We start from the raw sequence: 19,623 nt of genomic DNA, 5'->3' as shown, positions 1-19,623 counted from the left end.
AAGAAAGCTGAAGAAGAGGCCAAGAAAAAAGCTGAAGACGAAGCTAAGAAACAACAAGAACAGCAACACCAAAATACCGGAGGAGATACACCTCAGGCAGACGGTGCTGTTGTTACAACAGAGTCCTAATAAACAAAAAAGAAGTCCGTTTCTCTTAACGAGAATCAGACTTCTTTTTTGTTATCATTTTCTTTACAAACAGCTTTTCTATTTCGATATATAACTGCGCTAATTGAATATAAGAATGATAATTACTCGGTTTCTTTATAATGAATGAATACCTTTCCATAAAATTAACAGGTTGCACTTTTAATTTATTCGTATTTATTTGCATTTCATTCAAACTATGAACAGGTTGCTCATTTAACCAATAGACAACCGATAACAAGTGAGCTGCAAAAAGAATCATTGGCCCCTCAGCCTCTTGCTTATCTCTATTTCGAAACAGTATAGCAATGTCTTCATGCTTATTTTTCCATACATTCAACACTGCTGGAATACTGTTTTCAATTTCCTTCCATGGCTCATACTGTCTTTCAATATCAAATATAAAGTAAGTATTTTGTATTATTTCTTCAAAAGACTCGTCTGTATGATACTCAATTGAATTTACGCTTTCTTTAAAAAATGGTAAGCAATGAAATTCTTTCGGTATTTCTATAACTCGCTCCATCCTTTATTTCACCTTCATTCGCTTCTTTCCTTCACGACATACTTCTAACAGCCTGCACTCCTCACATTGCGGTCGTTGTGCTTTACAGTGATAACGTCCAAAGAAAATCATACGATGATGCGTAACCCCCCACTCATCCATCGGTACTTTCTTCATTAACGTTTTTTCTACTTCTAACACAGAGTCTTTCCATCTACAAATCGCTAATCGTTTACTCACTCGCTCCACATGTGTATCAACAGCAATTGCCGGAATCCCAAACGCTACGGAAACTACAACATTCGCTGTTTTCCTTCCTACACCTGGTAATTTCGTAAGTTCATCTCGATCGCTCGGTACCTCCCCATTATAGTCATCTAATAACATTCGGCATAATTTTTGAATGTTTTTTGCTTTATTTCTATACAATCCGATAGAGCGTATATCTTGTTGTAATTCTTCTAGAGAAACACTTAAATAATCTTCTGGTGTTTTATATTTTTGAAATAAATTTCTTGTCACTTTATTTACAAGTACATCTGTACATTGTGCAGATAACGCCACCGCGATTACAAGTTCAAATGGATTGTCATGAACCAATTCACAATGTGCTTCTGGATACATATCCGCCATTGTGTCTAAACAATAACGGATTTGCGTTTTGTTAAGCATATTTCCCCTCCTATATTACTGCTCCAACCAATTATAAAAAGGCACTTTTCCAGTAAATTTCGTCTCTTGTTTTGTCATTTGTTGTGCTCTTTGTTGATTCGCTCTAAATTTTTGACCTTGATTTTGAGCCTGATCTACCGTTTTAATTCCATTCTTTTTCCACTCAAATAAAATACGATCAATATATCGGAAATTTAGTTTTCCACTCATTACAGCTTCTCTAAGAGCCGCTTGAATTAAATTTGGATGATGTTGATCTTGGTCCTCCCACATTCCTAACGTTTCACATTCGAACGGCGAAAGTGGTCTTCCAAATTCTTTTTCGAATACTGTATATAAATTTACTTGCAGCTGTTTTTTTTCTTTTTGCTCTTCCTCTATTGATTCATCCATTAAGAAATGTAATATTTTTTCCCATAACGGTTGTAAAGAATAACTTTCGCACATCATCGCTTCTGATCTTTGTCCACCTTCTAGTGATAAAAAACCTTTTTGAATCAACGCTTGAATTATTTCCATACATTTCATTTCTGTTATCGTCATCCGTTCAGAAATCTCTGAAGGAGTCGGAAACGAATTACCTGATTCTAAAAATGTATGTATATGAAGTACAACCATAAATTCCGTCTCATTTAAACCTAATTTTTTATAATGCATCATAAGCAATTTTGGAATTGCAATGCTTCCCTGCTCAAACCACTGTAACATCATTTTCTTTTTCATCACCAAACACCTCGCTCTCTAGTATAACACACCTTTAACTATTTCTTTTTGCCACAATTCGTCAAAAAAACCTCCCCATTAATAGGGAGGTTTTGTATATTACATAAATGAAATATACAATTAAGCTTGCACTTTACTTTTCATAAATGTATGGATGCGTTCCAATGCTTTCTCTACTTGTTCAAGAGATGTCGCATATGATAAACGAACATTATTTGGAGCACCAAATCCTGTACCTGGTACAAGAGCCACTTTTTCCTCTTCTAATAGAGCTTTTGCCCAATCATCAACTGTTGCATATCCTGATAAAGCTACAGCTTCTTTTACGTTAGGGAATAAGTAAAATGCACCTTGCGGTTTAATACAAGTAAAGCCAGGGATTTGAATTAATTTATCATAAATGATGTTTAATCTCTCTTCAAAGGCTTGACGCATTGTTTCCACAGGTTCTTGTGAGCCTGCATATGCCGCAATTGCGCCGTATTGAGCGATTGAAGTAGGGTTTGACGTACTATGACTCGCTAAGTTCGTCATCGCTTTAATAAGCTGCTTATTTCCTGCAGCATATCCAATACGCCATCCTGTCATAGAATGAGATTTAGATACACCATTAATAATAAGTGTTTGTTCTTTTAATTCATTAGAAAGCTGGGCAATTGAAATATATTCTACGCCACCATAAATTAATTTTTCATAAATTTCATCAGAAACGATTAAAATATCATGTTCTAAACATACTTCTCCAAGCTGTTGTAATTCTTCTTTGCTATAAATCATTCCTGTTGGATTGCTCGGTGAATTAATAATAACTGCTTTCGTTTTCTCTGTAATTGCCTCACGCAGCTGCTTTGCTGTAATTTTGTACTCATTGTCTTCTAAACCTTCTACATAAACCGGCTTACCGCCAGCAAGCTTTACTTGCTCTGGATAGCTTACCCAGTAAGGAGTTGGGATGATAACTTCATCTCCCTCATCAAGTAATACTTGGAATAATGTATATAATGCATGCTTTGCGCCATTACATACAATAATTTCAGATGGATCATACGCAATACCTTGATCGCGAGTAAATTTCTTCACAATTTCTTGTTTTAACGATTGTAATCCACCTGTTGGTGTATACTTCGTATGCCCTTCTAACATCGCTTTATGTGCAGCATCCATAATATGCTCTGGTGTATTAAAGTCAGGTTCCCCTGCCCCTAATGCAATTACATCATGACCCTCTGCTTTTAATGCTTGTGCCTTTGCTGTAATTTCTAAAGTTGAAGACGGTGTTAAAGCAGCTACTCGCTTTGCTAATTTCATTTGTAGTTCCCCCTACATCTATTTTTCAATGCTATATCGTCTTAAAAATTTTCCATCTTTAAATTCAAGATAGTAATAACTATAACGATTGTCATCATCAATATATGTAACTTCCCATAGTGGTACATCATTTTCAAAGCCTAATTTCACTTTCATAATCTCTTTCGGCTTACTTTTTGATTCCTTACTTTCATTGCCGACTTGCTCTATTGTTCTTTGTATAGCCTCTTTTTCAGAAATACCTTCGCTCTTTTTCCTTACTACAGTATCCCCTTTTTTCTCAGGCACCCAAACGATAAGTTGTTCTCCCTTTTCATCTGTACCTTGCACGACTATATATGCAGATTTTCCGTTGTAATAATCAACAGATTTCACCTTTGTAAGCTTTGCTTTTTCTTTAGCAATTTCTACAAATTTCGACTCTTTTGGAATTTTCTTTCCCATCGCTTTATTATAAACATACGCCCCATATATTCCGCTAGCAACGATAACAATAATGATTGCAAAAATCCACTTTTTCATTGTATCGCTACGTTCTGTAAATCGTAAATACAGCTGTTTCTTTATCTTTTTCGTCTAATGCTAGTCCGAACATGAGGTCCTGCTCTTTTAACGTACGATTCAAACTATCAACAATTTTATACAAATCAGACGAATATTTAATACGCGTCGTTGATAGTACTTCGATTTTCTTCTCCATGAAAAAACTCCTCCGTTACACAAAAATTTCTAATTATAGAAGAACGCAATGCGGTTACAATAAGAGTACATTCTTTACAACCCCTGCTTCATCACCCATCTATTATAGCAGGACATGTACAGCAAAAAAAGGTTTCAAGTCGAAAACCAACACATTTTGTATACAAGAAGTAAGAAAAATAAAATTCCTCCTACCCACATTTTTTACGCCTGAAGTTTATAAGTACTTCAGGCGTATTTTTCTTCCATTTTTATTCATTTAATGGTTCTTCTAATTGTACTAATAATTCTTCTAATGGCCCTTCATAAAGAGGTACGTTAGGGATCGATTGTAGAAATCGTTTTCCATAGGAAGAACTCGTCAAACGACGATCTAACACTACTACCGTTCCTGTATCTGTATTCGTTCGAATTAAGCGGCCGAATCCTTGTTTGAAACGTAATATCGCTTGTGGCAACGCTAATTTAGCGAATACATCCTCACCTTGATTTTTTAGCCACTCACCTTTCGCTTCCATCATAGGTTGATGAGGAGGCGTAAATGGTAGACGGACAATAACAAGACAACTTAAGGCATCTCCTGGAATATCTATCCCTTCCCAGAAACTACTCGTCCCTAATAAAATTGATTTGTCGAACTCTTGAAACTTTCGAATTAAGCGGCTTCGACTTCTATTATTCACACTTTGTGTGAGTAATAAATAACCCTCTAATTCATCATTATTTTTTAAATTCGCATACGCTTCTTTTAACATTTCATACGAAGTGAATAAAACAAGCATTCTGCCTTTTGTGGCTTTCGCTATCTTTGCAATATGTTCCGATACAGATTCAATATATCGCTCATTACTTACTTGCTTAATAAAAGGTACATCCGTTGAAACCATTAATTTCATTTGTTCATCATAACGAAATGGCGACGGAACCTTTAAAGTATTTGGAGCGAAATCATGTAAACCAAGTTCCTCTTTTATATAATCAAACGTATCGTTAACTGTTAGTGTTGCGGATGTAAAAATAACACTCTTTTTTTCTGTTAAAAATTTATCAGCAAATCTTTCACCAATATGAACAGGCTGTGCATATAGAACTGTTGAATGAATCGTCCCTTTCGTTTCAGTCTCCATCCAAGTTACATACGAATTCTTTTCTAATACGAGTAACTGTAATGATTCTGCCATCTTTCTCAGCAACTCAATTAAATGCATAAATTCACCTGTTACAACATGCATCTCCCATTCTAACTTACTTTGCAATATATCCACTTGCTTCTCAAGAGCAGTTACTACCCTTCTTAATTCATATATAAAACGATTTGTTAATTCGACGATACTATCCCACAACTTACCTTTTTCTAGTTCTGCGTTATACCTATAGATGAGCGGCATATTATTTGTTCCTTGTTCTTGCTTTGTTTGTTTAAATATAAAAGTACGTAACATTTGGAAGAGTTCATCCGCATCAAACTTAAGTTCCTTCAAACTATAACTTATCATACGGAAAGTTGAACGAGATGCTTGCTCTGATTTTTTCATCATTTTATATACTTTGGAGAGTACATCTTCTGTTTCTAGCGTCCCAAGACGAGATATAACCAATTGAAAATACATACAAGAGAACTGTTCACCCAATGTTCTACTCGCAGCTTCTTCAATATGGTGAGCTTCATCAAAAATAATATGTTCGCATGAAGCAAACAGCGGTTCTTCACTTGAAAAATCTTGAAATAATAACGCATGATTTGTAATAACGATATCTGCAAATAAAGCTTTATTCTTCGCTCGCTGGTAAAAACAACGACTAAACCAATTACTTTGCATACCGCCTGGACTATACGCATCACTACAAATACGATTCCAAAGTAACTTTCCGCCCTCAGGAATATTTAATTCGTCTCGATCACCCGTTTCAGTTTGCAATAGCCAAACTAAAATCTTCGCTTTCGTAAGTGCCATATCATAATTTTTTTCTTCCTCTTGTAAAGCATACTCAAATTTGTGTAAGCAAAGATAATGCTTTCTTCCTTTTAGAAGAGCTGCATCAAATGAAAATGGCATTATTTTTTGTAATAACGGAATTTCTTTTTCTAATATTTGTTGTTGGAGTTGTACCGTTTGTGTACTTATAATGACAGGTTCTTCTTTTCTCTTTGCAAAATAAAGACTAGGAAGCAAATACGCAAGAGTCTTTCCTGTTCCTGTACCGGCTTCAATTAGTGAAAAACGAGAATCTCTTAACGCCGTATATATCTCTTTCATCATCAGTTGTTGACTTTCTCTTCTTTCAAACTTTGGCATATGTGATTCCAATTTATCCATCGTTTTATTCAAGAAAGCATCAAACTTTGATGAACACGTTTCTCCAAGGTTTAAGGAATAGTTCCGCTTTTTCAGCGCAATATTTCGATGTATTTCATACTCCGCTATATCTTCTTTACCATGCATTACTTTCTTTAAAATATTTTCAGAAAGCACATCAGCTATATCACTTTGAAACACGTCGCTTAATTCATAAAGCGATTGCAACGTGACAAGTGGTAACTTTTCAATTTCATTTAAAAATTGTAAAAATAATTCCGCTGTTGCAAGAGCATCACTATCCGCACGATGTGGTTGATCATGTTCTAGTTCGTGCTTCTTAGCTAAATCACGTAATTTATAACTATCAGCTGTCGGTAAAAGAATTTGAGCCAATTCAACCGTGTCGATTTTAGGACAATGTATTTCTGTATATCCAGCCTGCCTTAATTCTTCATTTAAAAAATTCCAATCAAAGTGAACATTATGCGCAACGAAAGCCGCACCTTGTAATAGCTCAACAATCATCGGGGCTACATCTTGAAATAACGGGGCTTGTTTTACAAGACTTTCATCAATCCCTGTTAATTCTGTAATAAATGGTGGGATCTCTCTCTTTGGGTTAACAAAAGACGAAAAAATCTCCAATATCTCTCCATCTTCTACTACAACAGCTGCAATTTGGGTAATTTTATCCTTCCCATCTTTCCAGGAGTTCCCTGTCGTCTCTAAATCAACAACGACATAACGCTTACTCATATATGTAACACCTCAATTTCTTACCGTTCAAACAACAATAATTTATATAATGTTACTATACCACGTTTTATCTCATCTTAATGAAAAGATGCACAAAAAAGCTATCTCCGCAATGGAGATAGCTTTTCTACTTATAATATCGTACCCGCTTTTTCAGCACCTAACATTTCAATAATTTGATTATTGTCGTCTAGTACTGCAATTTTTGGTTCTTGTTTATGAACCTCTTCTTCCGTAACTAGCCCATAACAAATAATAATTACTTTGTCCCCTGGTTGTACAAGCCTTGCCGCAGCACCGTTTAAACAAACAACACCACTACCGCGTTCCCCTTTAATAACGTATGTCTCTAAGCGAGCACCATTATTATTATTTACAATTTGGACTTTTTCATTTTCTACAATATTTACTGCATCCATTAAATCTTCATCAATTGTAATACTACCTACATAATTTAAATTTGCCTCCGTTACAGTTGCACGATGTAACTTTGCTCTCATCATTGTGCGAAACATAGATGCTCCCCCTTATTTAACCGTTAATGTTATATTGTCAATTAATCTTACATTTTCAAATTTAACTGCAATAGCTAAAATGATTCGTCCTTCGACTTTCTCTACCATTGTTAATGACGGATATGCATATAAATCCGCATAATCTACAGTGCCTTTCGTATGCGTCTCAATATACTCTTTCACAAGATTTGTAATGATTTCCGGATTACGTTCACCTGCCTCAATTCTTTCTTTCGCTATACATAGACTGCGGTATAAATGAAGAGCCTCTTCACGTTCATCTTGTGATAGGTACACGTTACGAGAACTTTTCGCTAATCCATCTTCTTCCCTTACAATATCAACTGGTACGATTGTAACTGGAATATTGAAATCAGTTACAAACCCTTCAATTACTGCAACTTGTTGAGCATCTTTCATACCGAAATATGCAAGCGTTGGCAGCGTAATATTAAATAGTTTCATTAGTACAGTTGCAACACCAGCAAAATGACCAGGTCTTTGTTTACCGCATAATACGTCCGTGCGTTTCACAACTTCTACTGTTGTTGTTTGTTCTGATGGATACATTTCTTCTACACTCGGATAAAATAAATAATCTACACCGTTTTCTTTTGCTACATTTTCATCTCTATCAATATCACGAGGATATCGATCTAAATCTTCATTTGGGCCAAATTGCAGCGGGTTTACAAATACACTTAAAACTACAATTTCATTTTCTTCTCTTGCCTTACGTAATAAGGTAGCATGCCCTTCATGTAAATAACCCATCGTTGGAACAAAACCAATACTTTTTCCACTTGCATGCAGTTCGTTTGTAATTTGCTGCATCTCTTGCACTGTAGTTACGATTTTCATTATTGTTTTCCCCCGTATAATGCTAAGCGGTCTTCTTCTTTCATTGTGAACGAATGTTTTTCTTCAGGAAATTGCCTTGTCTTTACTTCAGTAACGTATTGTGAAATCCCGCGCACAATCTCCTCTTGAACAGACGTATATTGCTTCACAAATTTTGGAACACGATTTACGCCATATGAGATAAGATCATGATAAACAAGCACTTGCCCATCTACTTTTTGTCCTGCACCAATCCCGATTGTTGGTATTGTTAGTTGTTCTGAAATAAGTTCTGCTAACTGCATTGGTACACATTCTAACACAAGCGCTATTGCACCAGCTTCTTCACATTTCTTTGCATCTTCTATTAATTTTTTTGCACTCTCCGCATCTTTTCCTTGCACTTTATATCCACCCAACACTCCTACAGATTGAGGTGTTAAACCTAAATGCGCTACAACAGGAATTCCTGCGTTCGTCAAATATTGAATCGTTGATATAACTTCTCCAGCACCTTCTACCTTCAGTGCGTGCGCCCCGCTCTCTTGAACGATGCGGCGTGCATTCATCATCGTTTCTTGTAATGATACGTGATACGACATAAATGGCATATCAGTTACAATAAACGTCTCTTTCGCTCCGCGGCGTACAGCTTTCGTATGATGAATCATATCCTCTACTGTTACAGGTACTGTTGAATCGTATCCGAGTACAACCATTCCAAGAGAATCTCCAACTAAAATCATATCAACTTCAGCTTCTTCTGCTAATTTAGCAGATGGATAATCATACGCCGTTAGCATTGTAATCGGCTCACCTTGCTCTTTCATCTTCAAAAAATCTGTTTTTGTTTTCAAAAACTACTCCTCCTTTATGCAGGAGAGAGGAGATGGCCGAAATCATATAAAAAACCCCTCTGGCCATAAAAGGGCAGAAGGGTTGTGTGTTAGTCGGCATTATTCATCCCTCTGTCCCAGTCCGTTATTGGATCAAGGCAGAATCCAAGTTATTATTTTTCATATTACTTCGAATCATGGTGCAGTTCACTCTGATACTGCCCACATTCGAACTAATTATAGCAAACTACAAAAAGGAATTACTACATTTTTTTGAAAAAATAATTTTTTATTCTTATTACGGTATATGAAATTTAACAAGAGAGTATATATGCTATAAAGTGAAAATTTAATCAGCCCGACAAATAGCGGGATAAAGTTTTTATAGATAATTCAATCTTGAAAAGATACATGTTTTTTCAACGCATGTTAAAAAAATCTAAGTTAATTTCTTCTATAATCAATTGAACTGTATAGTATAACTCTTAAACTAATGATGCAGGTTAATTGAGGAAAAGTACTTAACAAAGGAGAATTGCAGATGTCTATGAACAGGTGGTTATTTCGATTCAGCAGTTTGCTTGTAATGATTGTATGGTGGATGTCTTTAGGATCCTTTCATGTATTTGCCTCAGTTAATGTCGTAACACAACCCACCGATTTAACGAACGTGATTGAGGTTGAACTAAATGATGATTACTTTAATCCAAATGTCATCACGATTCCGCTTGAAGGATCTACAACATTACTATTGAAAAATAAAGGTAAAAACGAGCACACCTTTACAGTGAAAAAACTCGGCATTGACGTCGTAGTCGAGTCAGGAAAAGAAAAGAATATTACCGTGAAACCTAAAAATACTGGTACATATGAATTAATATGTCGATACCATCTTCTTAAAGGAATGGAAGGCAAAGTAATCGTCAAATAACATGCCAGGCCAACTAGACGGAAGATATTTTGAAGTGAACTTTAAATATGAAAAGAATTTATTATCATGTTACAAATTCAACTCAAAAATATTGAAATAAAAAGAAGTTCCAAAAGAGGAACTTCTTTTACTTAATTTCGATATCTGCAGAATGAATATGATGTACTTTCCCCTCATGATCCTCCAGAAGTAATACACCATCCTCTGTGATTCCTTTCGCTAACCCCGTAATCGTCTCTCTCATCGTTCGAGCAGTAATTTCTTTCCCGATGCTCACAGCGTAACTTTCCCAAAGAATTTTAATGACAGAGAAACCATTTTGTAAATACTCTTCATATAATTTTTCTAGTTGTAAATAGATTTGTTGCATAAGTTCTGCACGAACAATCGGCTTACCTGATTCAATCGCTAATGAAGTAGCAATGTGCTGAATTTCTTCATCAAAATGTTCTTGCTTTTGATTCGCATTAATACCGATGCCCATAATGACAGCATTAATTTTATCAGGATCCGCTTGCATTTCTGTTAATATACCTACAGCCTTTTTACCTTGAATTAAAATATCATTTGGCCATTTTATTCCCACGCCTACACCTGTACATTTTTCAATTGCCTGTGCAACACTAACAGCCGCTAACAAAGTAAGTTGCGGTGCATGATGAACTGGAATCGATGGGCGTAAAATAATACTCATCCAAATTCCTGTTCCTTTTGGTGAATGCCATTTTCTGCTTAAACGACCTCTTCCCGCTGTTTGTTCTTCTGCTACAACGATAGTTCCTTCTTCTGCACCTTCATAAGCCAGTTTTGCTGCAATGTGCTGCGTTGATTCAACAGTTTCTTCAAAATACACTGTTCTACCAATTCGCTTCGTTTGTAGCCCTAACTGAATTTCATTAGCAGTCACTTTGTCTGGCTTACTTGCAATTCGGTAACCTAATCGACGCACAGCTTCAAGTTCATATCCCTCACTCCGGAGATCTTCCATATGTTTCCATACAGCAGTTCTTGAACAACCAAGTTTATCACTAATCGTTTGGCCGGATACAAACTCGCCATCCGCTTCAGAAAAAACTTGTAATAACTGCTTTCTTATAGTAGATTGCATCCTTGCAGCCACTCCCTTATACGCTCTTTCTCATTAACTACGTTCCCTTGTACGATTGCTTCCTCGATTTTCTGAAGCATTTCAGCAACCCACGGACCAGGCTTTTTGTTTGCCCAGTTTAATAAATCATTACCAGTCACATTCATTTCTTGACGCTCCTGGATTGGCAATACATGAAACATTGATTGTACTCGTTTAACAGATGTAGGGTCATAGCTTTCAATCATCGCTTCATATACTCTCTCTGCCATTTCAGCGATATGAATTCCCGTTTTATAAAGAAGGACTGTATCCCAACCCCTCTCCTTTCTAGTACGGATTGCCAATAAAACTGCAACAATATCTTTTATTTTTTTATTCGAAAACTTCCATTGACGTAAAAAGACAGATGGATGTTCTTCTCCGATACAATATAAGAAAAATGCCCACGCCTCAATATCCGTTTCGAAAGAATCCCATTTATACCGCGTAGCTGTTAAGAGTCTTTCTTCTGACATTTGTAAATATGGCAAATGAGAAAATAGCTTCGTCTCTACTAATTCTTTGAGACCTTTCACACAATATGTACCAGTTAACAGTTTCTCAAACTCTACTGTAATGCGCTCAATTGCTATATGTTCTAGCAAATGCCCATACGTTTCAATCGCTTGCTTCGTTTTCGTTTCTATTGAAAAACCTAACGTGCTTACAAACCGAATACCACGTATCATTCGCAGGGCATCTTCTTGAAAACGATCCGCAGCATTTCCAACTGTCACGATTTCTCTCTGTTGAATGGCTTCCTGTCCAGCGAATAAATCAACCATTTCGCCTTCTTCTGTCATAGCAATTGCATTCATAGTGAAATCACGACGTTTTAAATCCTCTTCTAATGAACGAACAAATTGAACACTACTAGGTCTTCGAAAATCTTCATATTCGCTTTCTGTTCGAAAAGTAGTTACCTCATAAGGCTCACCATTTTCTAAAACAATTACAGTTCCATGCTCAAGACCAACAGGAACATTTCTTGGGAATATAGCCATCACTTCTTCTGGTAAAGCAGATGTCGCAATATCAATATCTCCAATCGGCCTATCGATAATAAGATCTCGTACGCTCCCACCAACAAAGTAAGCCTCATGTCCTTGTTGCTTTAATGTCTCAATAATAGAACTAGCTTTTTTAAATCTTTCCATTTTTGTCATCCCTTAGTACGTCATAGTAAATCGTTTCATATTGTGAAACAATTTTTTCTGAGCGAAATTGCTCATAAACACTTTCTCTTGCTCGTTCTCCCATATTACGATGAAGTTCCTCGTCCTTTAATAGCTGAGTAGCTTGATTTGCCACTCCTGTTGTATCGCCAACTTCACATAAATATCCTGTTTCCCCGTGTTGAATAACCTCTGGAATACCTCCGACCCGTGTTCCGATACAAGGTACACCACACGCCATTGCTTCTAATAAAACAAGACCAAAACTTTCCTTCTCTGATAGAAGCAACATTAAATCACTCATCGCAAGTAGTTCTGCAACATTATCTTGCTTGCCTAGGAATAAAACGCGATCTTCAATATGTAAATTCTTCACTATCTGTAAAATCGTACAGAATTCTGGTCCGTCTCCAACAAGAAGCAACTTCGCATCTACTTCTTTAACAATTTTAGCAAATGCCTGAACAACATCCTGCACACGTTTCACTTTACGGAAATTCGAAATATGAATAAGTACTTTTTCGCTCTCACTTATACCGTATTCTTTCTTTAATTGAGACATATTACGCTTGAAATATACACGTTCGTCTATAAAGTTATATACCGTTTGAATTTCTTTACTTGGTTTTACAAGCTCATGCGTTTCGTTAATTAATGAATGCGAGACAGCAGTTACAACATCCGATTGCTCAATACCAAAACGAATTAAATTATTTAACGAAGGGTCGGAACCTAACACAGTAATATCTGTTCCATGCAAGGTTGTAACAATTTTAATACGCTCTCCGATCATTTGTTTTGCTAAATATGCACAAATCGCATGTGGTATTGCGTAATGCACATGTAAAATGTCTAGATTTTCTCTTTGTGCAACCTCTGCCATTTTACTTGCTAACGCTAAATCGTATGGTGGATATTGAAATACAGAGTATTGGTTTACCGTCACTTCATGAAAATAAATGTTTGGATATACTTTATTTAACCGGAATGGTAAACCCGATGTAATAAAGTGAATTTCATGCCCGCGTTCCGCCAATTGCTTTCCTAATTCTGTTCCAACAACTCCAGAACCACCTACAGAAGGATAACATGTAATACCTATTTTTAATTTCATTTACATCCCCCTAATAAATCAGCATGTAATAAAACCGGTTTCTTACTCATAAATCCCTCGGCATACAAGACTCCAACTTCTTTTCCAAACATCTTCTCACGAGCAATCACCGTTTCAACGTATCCTTCTGTTAACGGTGTCTTAACCCCATCACTCCCTGTTGAAAACTGACTTTCATACGATTCTAATGCTTCCACCTTTATAGAGAGGTGCTCACTTATATCTATACAAAAATTCGGTTTATGAAAACCATTAATCATATAATTATAAAAAGACTCCACACGATGTGGTGCAAGTTCCGGCATATATTTACGGATTCCTGCTGAAAAAATAGCCTCTTCCACAAGCTTTGCACAATTTGCATGATCTGGATGGCGATCTTCATAGTACGGCGCAAAAACTAGTTTTGGTTTATATGTACGGATCACCTTGACAATTTCACGTATATACTCTTCTTTCATATACAAACCACGGTCTGGCATCGCTAAATTCAGTCTCGTTTTTACTCCCATTATACGAGCTGCAACCTTTGCTTCTTCTTTTCTCAACTCTATCGTTCCATTTGAAGAAAGATCAGCTTCTGTTAAATCACAAATACCTACTTCATACCCTTGCTTTGTATATTTAGCGATGGTACCAGCCATGCCGATTTCAACATCATCGGCATGAGCACCAAACGCTAATATATGTAATCCACTCATAATTGTTCCCCTCATTTTCTTAACTTACGATAATCTAAATCTCCTCGCTCTAATGCGTGCATTAACATTTCAGCACTTGCCATATTCGTTGCAAGTGGAATCGCATATACATCACATAAACGAAGCAATGCATTCACATCCGGTTCATGCGGCTGTGCTGTTAATGGATCGCGGAAGAAAATCACCATATCTAAATCATTTTTTGCAATCATTGCACCAATTTCTTGATCTCCACCAAGAGGGCCAGATTGATATCTTGTTACAACTAATCCAGTCGCTTCCATAATGCGAAGCCCTGTCGTTCCTGTTGCAAATAATTCATGTTGTTCAAAAATTGGTTTATATGCGTATGCAAACGAAACCATATCATTTTTCTTTTTGTCATGTGCGATTAAGGCAATTTTCATCCGTTGTCTCCCCTTTAGTCGATAATATTTTCTAAACCGTACACAAGATGATCCAGGTTCATTACTGTCTCAATTGATAGTTTTACACCTGACATAAATGATGCACGATTGAATGAATCATGACGAACTGTTAACATTTGTCCATCTCCACCGAACATTACTTCTTGGTGTGCAATAAGCCCTGGCAAACGTACACTATGAATGTGAATACCGTCTACATTTGCACCACGTGCACCTGCTAGTTGCTCTACTTCATTTGGATGACCTTGCTGCCTTGATTCACGATTTTGACGAATTAATTCTACCGTTTTTACAGCTGTACCAGATGGTGCGTCTAATTTTTGATCATGATGTAATTCAATTACCTCAACATCTTGGAAATATTTCGCTGCCATTTGTGAGAATTTCATCATAAGAACTGCACCAATTGCAAAGTTTGGAGCAATAATTGTTCCTACTGCTTTTTCTTTTGCATTCTCTGTTAAACGTGCCAATTCTTCTTCTGTAAATCCAGTTGTACCAATAACAGAACGAAGTCCACGCTCAACTGCAAGTGTAACGTGTTGTTTCCCAACTTCTGGTGTTGTTAAATCTAACAACACGTCTGCTTCTACTTCATCTAAACAAGTATGTAAATCAGCGTAAATCGGTGCATGTAATGCTGGCATGCCAGGTAAATCAGAAATCTTCTCACCACCATGCTTATAATCCACTGCTGCTACTAAATTTAAATGTTCCGTTCTTTCCATAAGAAGGACTGCTTCATGTCCCATACGTCCTCTTGGTCCGGCGATAATTACTTTAATTTCTTTCATTATTCTTTCTCTCCCTCATCAATACGTGTCCAGCGATCTTTATCACGTGTATTAAATTTGTTCATTACAATGTTATGTGCTGTCTCTAAATCAATATTTAAACTATTTGCCATACAAATCATAACAAATAATACATCTCCAAGCTCTTCTTCAATACTATTTTCTTTTTCAGTTGTTTTCTTCGGTTTCTCACCATAATAATGATTTACCTCTCTTGCAAGCTCTCCCATTTCTTCCGTTAAACGAGCCATCATTGCAAGCGGACTGAAATAACCTTCTTTAAACTGACCAATATATGCATCTACTTCTTTCTGCATATCTTTCATCGTTTTTGCTTCCATACTATTCACCTCTAATCCTTCCTCTTTCATGTTAGCCAATTCATCGCGATTTGACAAATATTATTCCCCGCCAAACACCTATTTGCGACCCATTTTTGGATAGACTATAATAAAGTGAAACTTCTTTTGCGATTTTTGCAAAAGATTAGCCCGAACCAATCGGGTTCCTACGGCTGGTTTGCCCCTCTTCTTTGCTTCATCTCCTATCAGCCGTTAGAGCGGGATAAAGTGAAACCTTCTTTTGTGCTTTTCACAAAAGATCAGCCCACATCAATCAAGTTCTTACTATTTTCACTAGCAACTAGAAATTACTTATTATTATGTTTTACTGTTTCAGCGGAGCAATGCAATCATTACATAATTAGGGGGATTTCTATATGACATCAAAATTGAAGATGCGAAATATTATTTTTATTTTAATCGGTTCCGCTATTTTTTCTTTCGGTATTGTGAATATCAATATTGAAAATCACCTTGCAGAAGGTGGATTTACCGGTATTACACTATTATTGTATTTTCTATTTAAGTTTGATCCTTCTTATTCAAACTTAATTTTAAATATCCCTATATTTTTTATTGGTTGGAAGTTACTTGGAAGAACGACATTTATCTATACACTAATCGGCACCTTTAGCGTATCTTTATTTCTATGGATTTTTCAACGTTATGACGTTCTTAACTTACATTTAAACTTACAAAATGATATGACACTCGCAGCTTTATTCGCCGGGGCATTTATCGGTATCGGTCTTGGCATAATATTTAAATATGGCGGGACTACTGGCGGTGTAGATATTATCGCGAGACTCGCTCATAAATATGTTGGCTGGAGTATGGGTAAAACAATGTTTATGTTCGATGCTGTCGTTATCGTCGTCTCTATTCTTACCTATTTATCATACCGTGAGGGTATGTATACGTTAGTTGCTGTTTTTATCGGGGCTAAAGTCATTGATTTTATGCAAGAAGGAGCCTATGCCGCCAAAGGAGCGACTATTATCTCAGAGAAAAATGATGAAATCGCCGCCAAAATTTTATCTGAAATGGAGCGCGGAGCAACCTTTTTAAAAGCCGTTGGATCGTATACAAAAGTGGAACGTAACGTATTGTATTGCGTTGTTGCTAAAAATGAAATCGTGAAATTAAAAAATATTATTACGTCTGTAGATCCTCATGCTTTTGTCGCTGTAAGTGATGTACATGATGTAGTTGGTGAAGGATTTACGTTAGATGAAAATAAAAACCCTTTACATAATTAAATGTAACTAGAAAAGCACCTTAGCTTTTCTAGTTTTTTATTACAAGTCTTTTAAGCTTCTCCAAATCCTCATAAATAAGCTCCAATAAACTCCGATTATAAAAAATAGAAGCTGGATGAAAAGTTGGAAAAACATGATATTCATTCTCTGACCATATAAACTCTGCACTTTGCATATCCTTTAATTTTTGAATGGGCTGTTTTAATAATTGCCCATGTACATCTGTGATTTTTTTATTTTTTCCTGTTAAACGTTGAAGACCGATATTTCCAAGCGTGACGATAAGCTTCGGATTTATTTTCTCTAATTCATAATCTAATAAAGGCGCATGGGCAACTATTTCTCCTTGATTTGGCGTTCTATTATACTTTTTTTGTATGATTTCACCATTTCGTTCTTTTTTCTCTCGCCATTTATAAGGTCTACTCCGAACAGCGCTCGTAATATATACTTCTTCCCTTGTAACGTGAATACGCTCTAAAAAACCCATTAATTGTTTTCCCGCCCTCCCGCTAAACGGAATCCCATTATGAATTTCTGTTTCACCAGGCGCTTCTCCTAACAACATAAATTTGGGATTTTCAGGGCCTTGTCCACTTAAAAAACCTTCTAGTTGATAAGGAGCACTACGCTCTTTCACTTGTTTTACTAAATGGTCTGGATATTTCATTTCCCCCCACCGCCTTTCCGCATTACTTCTATTATTTCTATTTGCAATACATTATATAATTCAAGCCACACAACAAAAAAAGACTATCAAAATTGATAGTCTTTAGTCGTCGCTACGCTGCATACCAGTATACATTAATACGAGACGTAATAATTCAAATACCGCTACAGCTGCAGCTGCTACATATGTTAATGCTGCCGCATTTAATACTTTACGAGCTTGGCCATATTCATCTGTTGATACAATACCTAACGCTTCAATTTGTTGCATCGCACGCTTTGACGCATCAAACTCAACTGGTAATGTAACGAGCTGGAACACAACACCTGCTGCCATTAGAATGATACCTAATAACAACAAACCAGACATTTGTGCAAATATACCGATTAGGACGAAAACCCAAGACATATTCGAACCAAAGTTTGCAACTGGCACTAACGAATGACGAACGCGCATAAATTTGTAATCTTTTGCATCTTGAATTGCGTGTCCTACTTCATGTGCTGCAACTGCCGTACCAGCAACTGAATGTCCATAATAGTTATCTGTTGATAATCGAACCGTCTTAGCGGTTGGATCATAATGGTCTGATAAATGACCTGGTGTTTCTTCTACAGCTACGTTGTATAATCCATTTTCATCTAAAATTTTTCGAGCCACTTCCGCTCCTGTCATACCTGATGTTGAATAAACTTGTGAATACTTGCTATAGGCACTACGTACTCTTGACTGTGCATACAACGGTATGATCATTATGATCGCGAAGTAAATTAAATAAAACATCATGAACCTCCATTGAAGTTTTAATTATAGTACTTCTCATTCTATTTTCTTCTGCCACTATTGTCAATAAATAAACCTTACAATCCATATCTTTACTTATTACATTATCTATTTTTAGAATGTACATTACTTTTTCTTTTCTCTCTCTCTCCTTTATACTTTCTCCATCCAACATAAGTTAATGTGAATAAAATAAGTCCCCCAGTAATTGTCATAAACCAAATGAGAGAGGGTGCAATTTCATCCTTTTTTACTGTGTGAAATATCTTTTGCAAATCCCCTTTAATAATCCCTAATTGCATTTGGCCGCCTTTCGTTTTTAACATAACGTTACGAAATTCATCCAAATAAGATAAATGAGCATTTACACGCTGTACCTCGTTTTCTGGCAAAGCAATCATTAAGCTTGGATAAATAATATTGAATTCATTTAAAAATGTATTTAACGTTTGTTGAAACTGCCCAACATCTTCTTTTTCCATCGCTTTTTCCATTTGAGAAAAGGCATCCATTACTTTTCTTTCTCTTTCCATCCAAAGCGGTTGATATTTCGATACTTGCGCATCAACAGCAAGTTGTAATGCCAGCACATTATCCATTTTAGCTTGCTTACCTAAACCTTCTTCAAAGAGCGATTGTTGCGCCTTGTCGTAAGCTAAAGAAATAACTCTAACTTGATCTGGTGTTACTTCCTGCTTCTTTTCATTCCCCTTGATTAAAAATTGCTCTGAGAAAAGTTGTAATACTTGTACTGCTTTTTCATCTTCATTACGCTTCACTAACTGTAACGAGTCATCTAACAACCCTGTTAGCTCATTCCACTCTTCAGCATATATACGTAATGGAAACATTATAATTAGAAATGCTATCAATCCAATTAATGTTCTCTTCATCCCGGTCCCCCCTATAACTACTAGTACAAAATATGTTAATTGGGACAAGAATAGAACAGAACTGAACCGAAAAATATATTATCGTTTTACAAAGAAAAAATTCT

General features: G+C 36.2%; 22 protein-coding genes. 2 read left to right on the top strand and 20 right to left on the bottom strand.

Annotated elements, in window-relative coordinates; translation table 11 throughout:
* Positions 1–154: 154 nt before the first annotated feature.
* The 10 genes from MR167_RS05220 to panB all read right to left on the bottom strand — a co-directional run bounded on the left by MR167_RS05220 (position 155) and on the right by panB (position 9,322).
* On the bottom strand, positions 155–673 hold the full coding sequence (locus MR167_RS05220; RefSeq protein WP_242314115.1) for a YpoC family protein: 519 nt from the start codon (positions 671–673) through the stop codon (positions 155–157).
* Positions 674–676: 3 nt separating this feature from the next.
* On the bottom strand, positions 677–1,324 hold the full coding sequence (gene nth / locus MR167_RS05215) for an endonuclease III (RefSeq protein ID WP_000933035.1): 648 nt from the start codon (positions 1,322–1,324) through the stop codon (positions 677–679).
* 15 nt (positions 1,325–1,339) lie between these two features.
* Positions 1,340–2,047, bottom strand: a complete 708-nt coding sequence (gene dnaD, locus MR167_RS05210) for a DNA replication protein DnaD (protein WP_000728537.1) — start codon at positions 2,045–2,047, stop codon at positions 1,340–1,342.
* A 120-nt stretch (positions 2,048–2,167) separates the two neighbouring features.
* Positions 2,168–3,355 (bottom strand): aspartate transaminase AspB, encoded by a 1,188-nt coding sequence (gene aspB / locus MR167_RS05205; RefSeq protein WP_000761559.1) that lies wholly within the window; start codon positions 3,353–3,355, stop codon positions 2,168–2,170.
* 18 nt (positions 3,356–3,373) lie between these two features.
* The gene (locus MR167_RS05200) at positions 3,374–3,877 is read right to left on the bottom strand and encodes a cell wall elongation regulator TseB-like domain-containing protein (RefSeq protein WP_000758739.1); all 504 of its coding nucleotides are present in this window, start codon (positions 3,875–3,877) and stop codon (positions 3,374–3,376) included.
* A gap of 7 nt (positions 3,878–3,884) precedes the next feature.
* The gene (locus MR167_RS05195; protein ID WP_000412179.1) at positions 3,885–4,055 is read right to left on the bottom strand and encodes a YpmA family protein; all 171 of its coding nucleotides are present in this window, start codon (positions 4,053–4,055) and stop codon (positions 3,885–3,887) included.
* 250 nt (positions 4,056–4,305) lie between these two features.
* Positions 4,306–7,110 (bottom strand): ATP-dependent DNA helicase DinG, encoded by a 2,805-nt coding sequence (dinG, locus tag MR167_RS05190; RefSeq protein WP_000044952.1) that lies wholly within the window; start codon positions 7,108–7,110, stop codon positions 4,306–4,308.
* 131 nt (positions 7,111–7,241) lie between these two features.
* The gene (gene panD / locus MR167_RS05185) at positions 7,242–7,625 is read right to left on the bottom strand and encodes an aspartate 1-decarboxylase (RefSeq protein WP_000490186.1); all 384 of its coding nucleotides are present in this window, start codon (positions 7,623–7,625) and stop codon (positions 7,242–7,244) included.
* 12 nt (positions 7,626–7,637) lie between these two features.
* Complete coding sequence (gene panC, locus MR167_RS05180) at positions 7,638–8,486, bottom strand: pantoate--beta-alanine ligase (protein ID WP_242314113.1); 849 nt, start codon at positions 8,484–8,486, stop codon at positions 7,638–7,640.
* Positions 8,486–9,322 (bottom strand): 3-methyl-2-oxobutanoate hydroxymethyltransferase, encoded by an 837-nt coding sequence (panB, locus tag MR167_RS05175; RefSeq protein WP_000851105.1) that lies wholly within the window; start codon positions 9,320–9,322, stop codon positions 8,486–8,488. Before panB ends, panC begins: the two co-directional genes overlap by 1 nt.
* A 520-nt stretch (positions 9,323–9,842) precedes the next feature.
* Here panB and MR167_RS05170 point away from each other — a divergent pair.
* Positions 9,843–10,232, top strand: coding sequence for a cupredoxin domain-containing protein (locus MR167_RS05170; protein WP_000062380.1), 390 nt, complete (start codon positions 9,843–9,845; stop codon positions 10,230–10,232).
* A gap of 127 nt (positions 10,233–10,359) precedes the next feature.
* On the opposite strand, the gene MR167_RS05165 is transcribed toward MR167_RS05170, so the two are convergent.
* Genes MR167_RS05165 through MR167_RS05135 form a run of 7 tightly spaced genes read right to left on the bottom strand, consistent with a single transcriptional unit; the run spans position 10,360 to position 15,914 of the window.
* Positions 10,360–11,340: a biotin--[acetyl-CoA-carboxylase] ligase gene (locus tag MR167_RS05165; protein WP_001192058.1), complete on the bottom strand. Its 981-nt coding sequence runs from the start codon at positions 11,338–11,340 to the stop codon at positions 10,360–10,362.
* On the bottom strand, positions 11,325–12,518 hold the full coding sequence (locus tag MR167_RS05160; RefSeq protein WP_242314111.1) for a CCA tRNA nucleotidyltransferase: 1,194 nt from the start codon (positions 12,516–12,518) through the stop codon (positions 11,325–11,327). Before MR167_RS05160 ends, MR167_RS05165 begins: the two co-directional genes overlap by 16 nt.
* On the bottom strand, positions 12,505–13,650 hold the full coding sequence (gene bshA, locus MR167_RS05155; RefSeq protein WP_000768306.1) for an N-acetyl-alpha-D-glucosaminyl L-malate synthase BshA: 1,146 nt from the start codon (positions 13,648–13,650) through the stop codon (positions 12,505–12,507). The genes MR167_RS05160 and bshA overlap by 14 nt, the downstream gene beginning before the upstream one ends.
* Positions 13,647–14,351 carry a bacillithiol biosynthesis deacetylase BshB1 gene (gene bshB1, locus MR167_RS05150; RefSeq protein WP_000015671.1) on the bottom strand — a complete coding sequence of 235 codons (705 nt, stop codon included), beginning with the start codon at positions 14,349–14,351 and terminating at the stop codon, positions 13,647–13,649. Before bshB1 ends, bshA begins: the two co-directional genes overlap by 4 nt.
* A gap of 11 nt (positions 14,352–14,362) precedes the next feature.
* On the bottom strand, positions 14,363–14,758 hold the full coding sequence (gene mgsA, locus MR167_RS05145) for a methylglyoxal synthase (protein ID WP_000684765.1): 396 nt from the start codon (positions 14,756–14,758) through the stop codon (positions 14,363–14,365).
* Positions 14,759–14,772: 14 nt separating this feature from the next.
* The gene (gene dapB / locus MR167_RS05140; protein WP_242314109.1) at positions 14,773–15,573 is read right to left on the bottom strand and encodes a dihydrodipicolinate reductase; all 801 of its coding nucleotides are present in this window, start codon (positions 15,571–15,573) and stop codon (positions 14,773–14,775) included.
* Positions 15,573–15,914 (bottom strand): nucleotide pyrophosphohydrolase, encoded by a 342-nt coding sequence (locus tag MR167_RS05135; RefSeq protein WP_014894810.1) that lies wholly within the window; start codon positions 15,912–15,914, stop codon positions 15,573–15,575. Before MR167_RS05135 ends, dapB begins: the two co-directional genes overlap by 1 nt.
* A 377-nt stretch (positions 15,915–16,291) precedes the next feature.
* Between MR167_RS05135 and MR167_RS05130 the strand changes: the two genes are divergently transcribed.
* Positions 16,292–17,173, top strand: coding sequence for a YitT family protein (locus MR167_RS05130; RefSeq protein ID WP_000202118.1), 882 nt, complete (start codon positions 16,292–16,294; stop codon positions 17,171–17,173).
* A 28-nt stretch (positions 17,174–17,201) separates the two neighbouring features.
* Here MR167_RS05130 and MR167_RS05125 read toward each other — a convergent pair whose 3' ends face one another.
* From MR167_RS05125 to ypjB, 3 genes are all read right to left on the bottom strand, one after another.
* Complete coding sequence (locus MR167_RS05125) at positions 17,202–17,843, bottom strand: uracil-DNA glycosylase (protein ID WP_000876853.1); 642 nt, start codon at positions 17,841–17,843, stop codon at positions 17,202–17,204.
* Positions 17,844–17,945: 102 nt separating this feature from the next.
* Positions 17,946–18,629 (bottom strand): zinc metallopeptidase, encoded by a 684-nt coding sequence (locus MR167_RS05120; protein ID WP_003258828.1) that lies wholly within the window; start codon positions 18,627–18,629, stop codon positions 17,946–17,948.
* Positions 18,630–18,730: 101 nt separating this feature from the next.
* Positions 18,731–19,519, bottom strand: coding sequence for a sporulation protein YpjB (ypjB, locus tag MR167_RS05115; protein ID WP_000831587.1), 789 nt, complete (start codon positions 19,517–19,519; stop codon positions 18,731–18,733).
* Positions 19,520–19,623: the final 104 nt, after the last annotated feature.

Origin of the sequence: Bacillus cereus group sp. BfR-BA-01355 (assembly GCF_022663675.1) — a bacterium.
GTDB classification, from domain to species: Bacteria; Bacillota; Bacilli; order Bacillales; family Bacillaceae_G; genus Bacillus_A; species Bacillus_A thuringiensis_S.
This window is presented reverse-complemented; position numbering and strand designations above follow the sequence as displayed.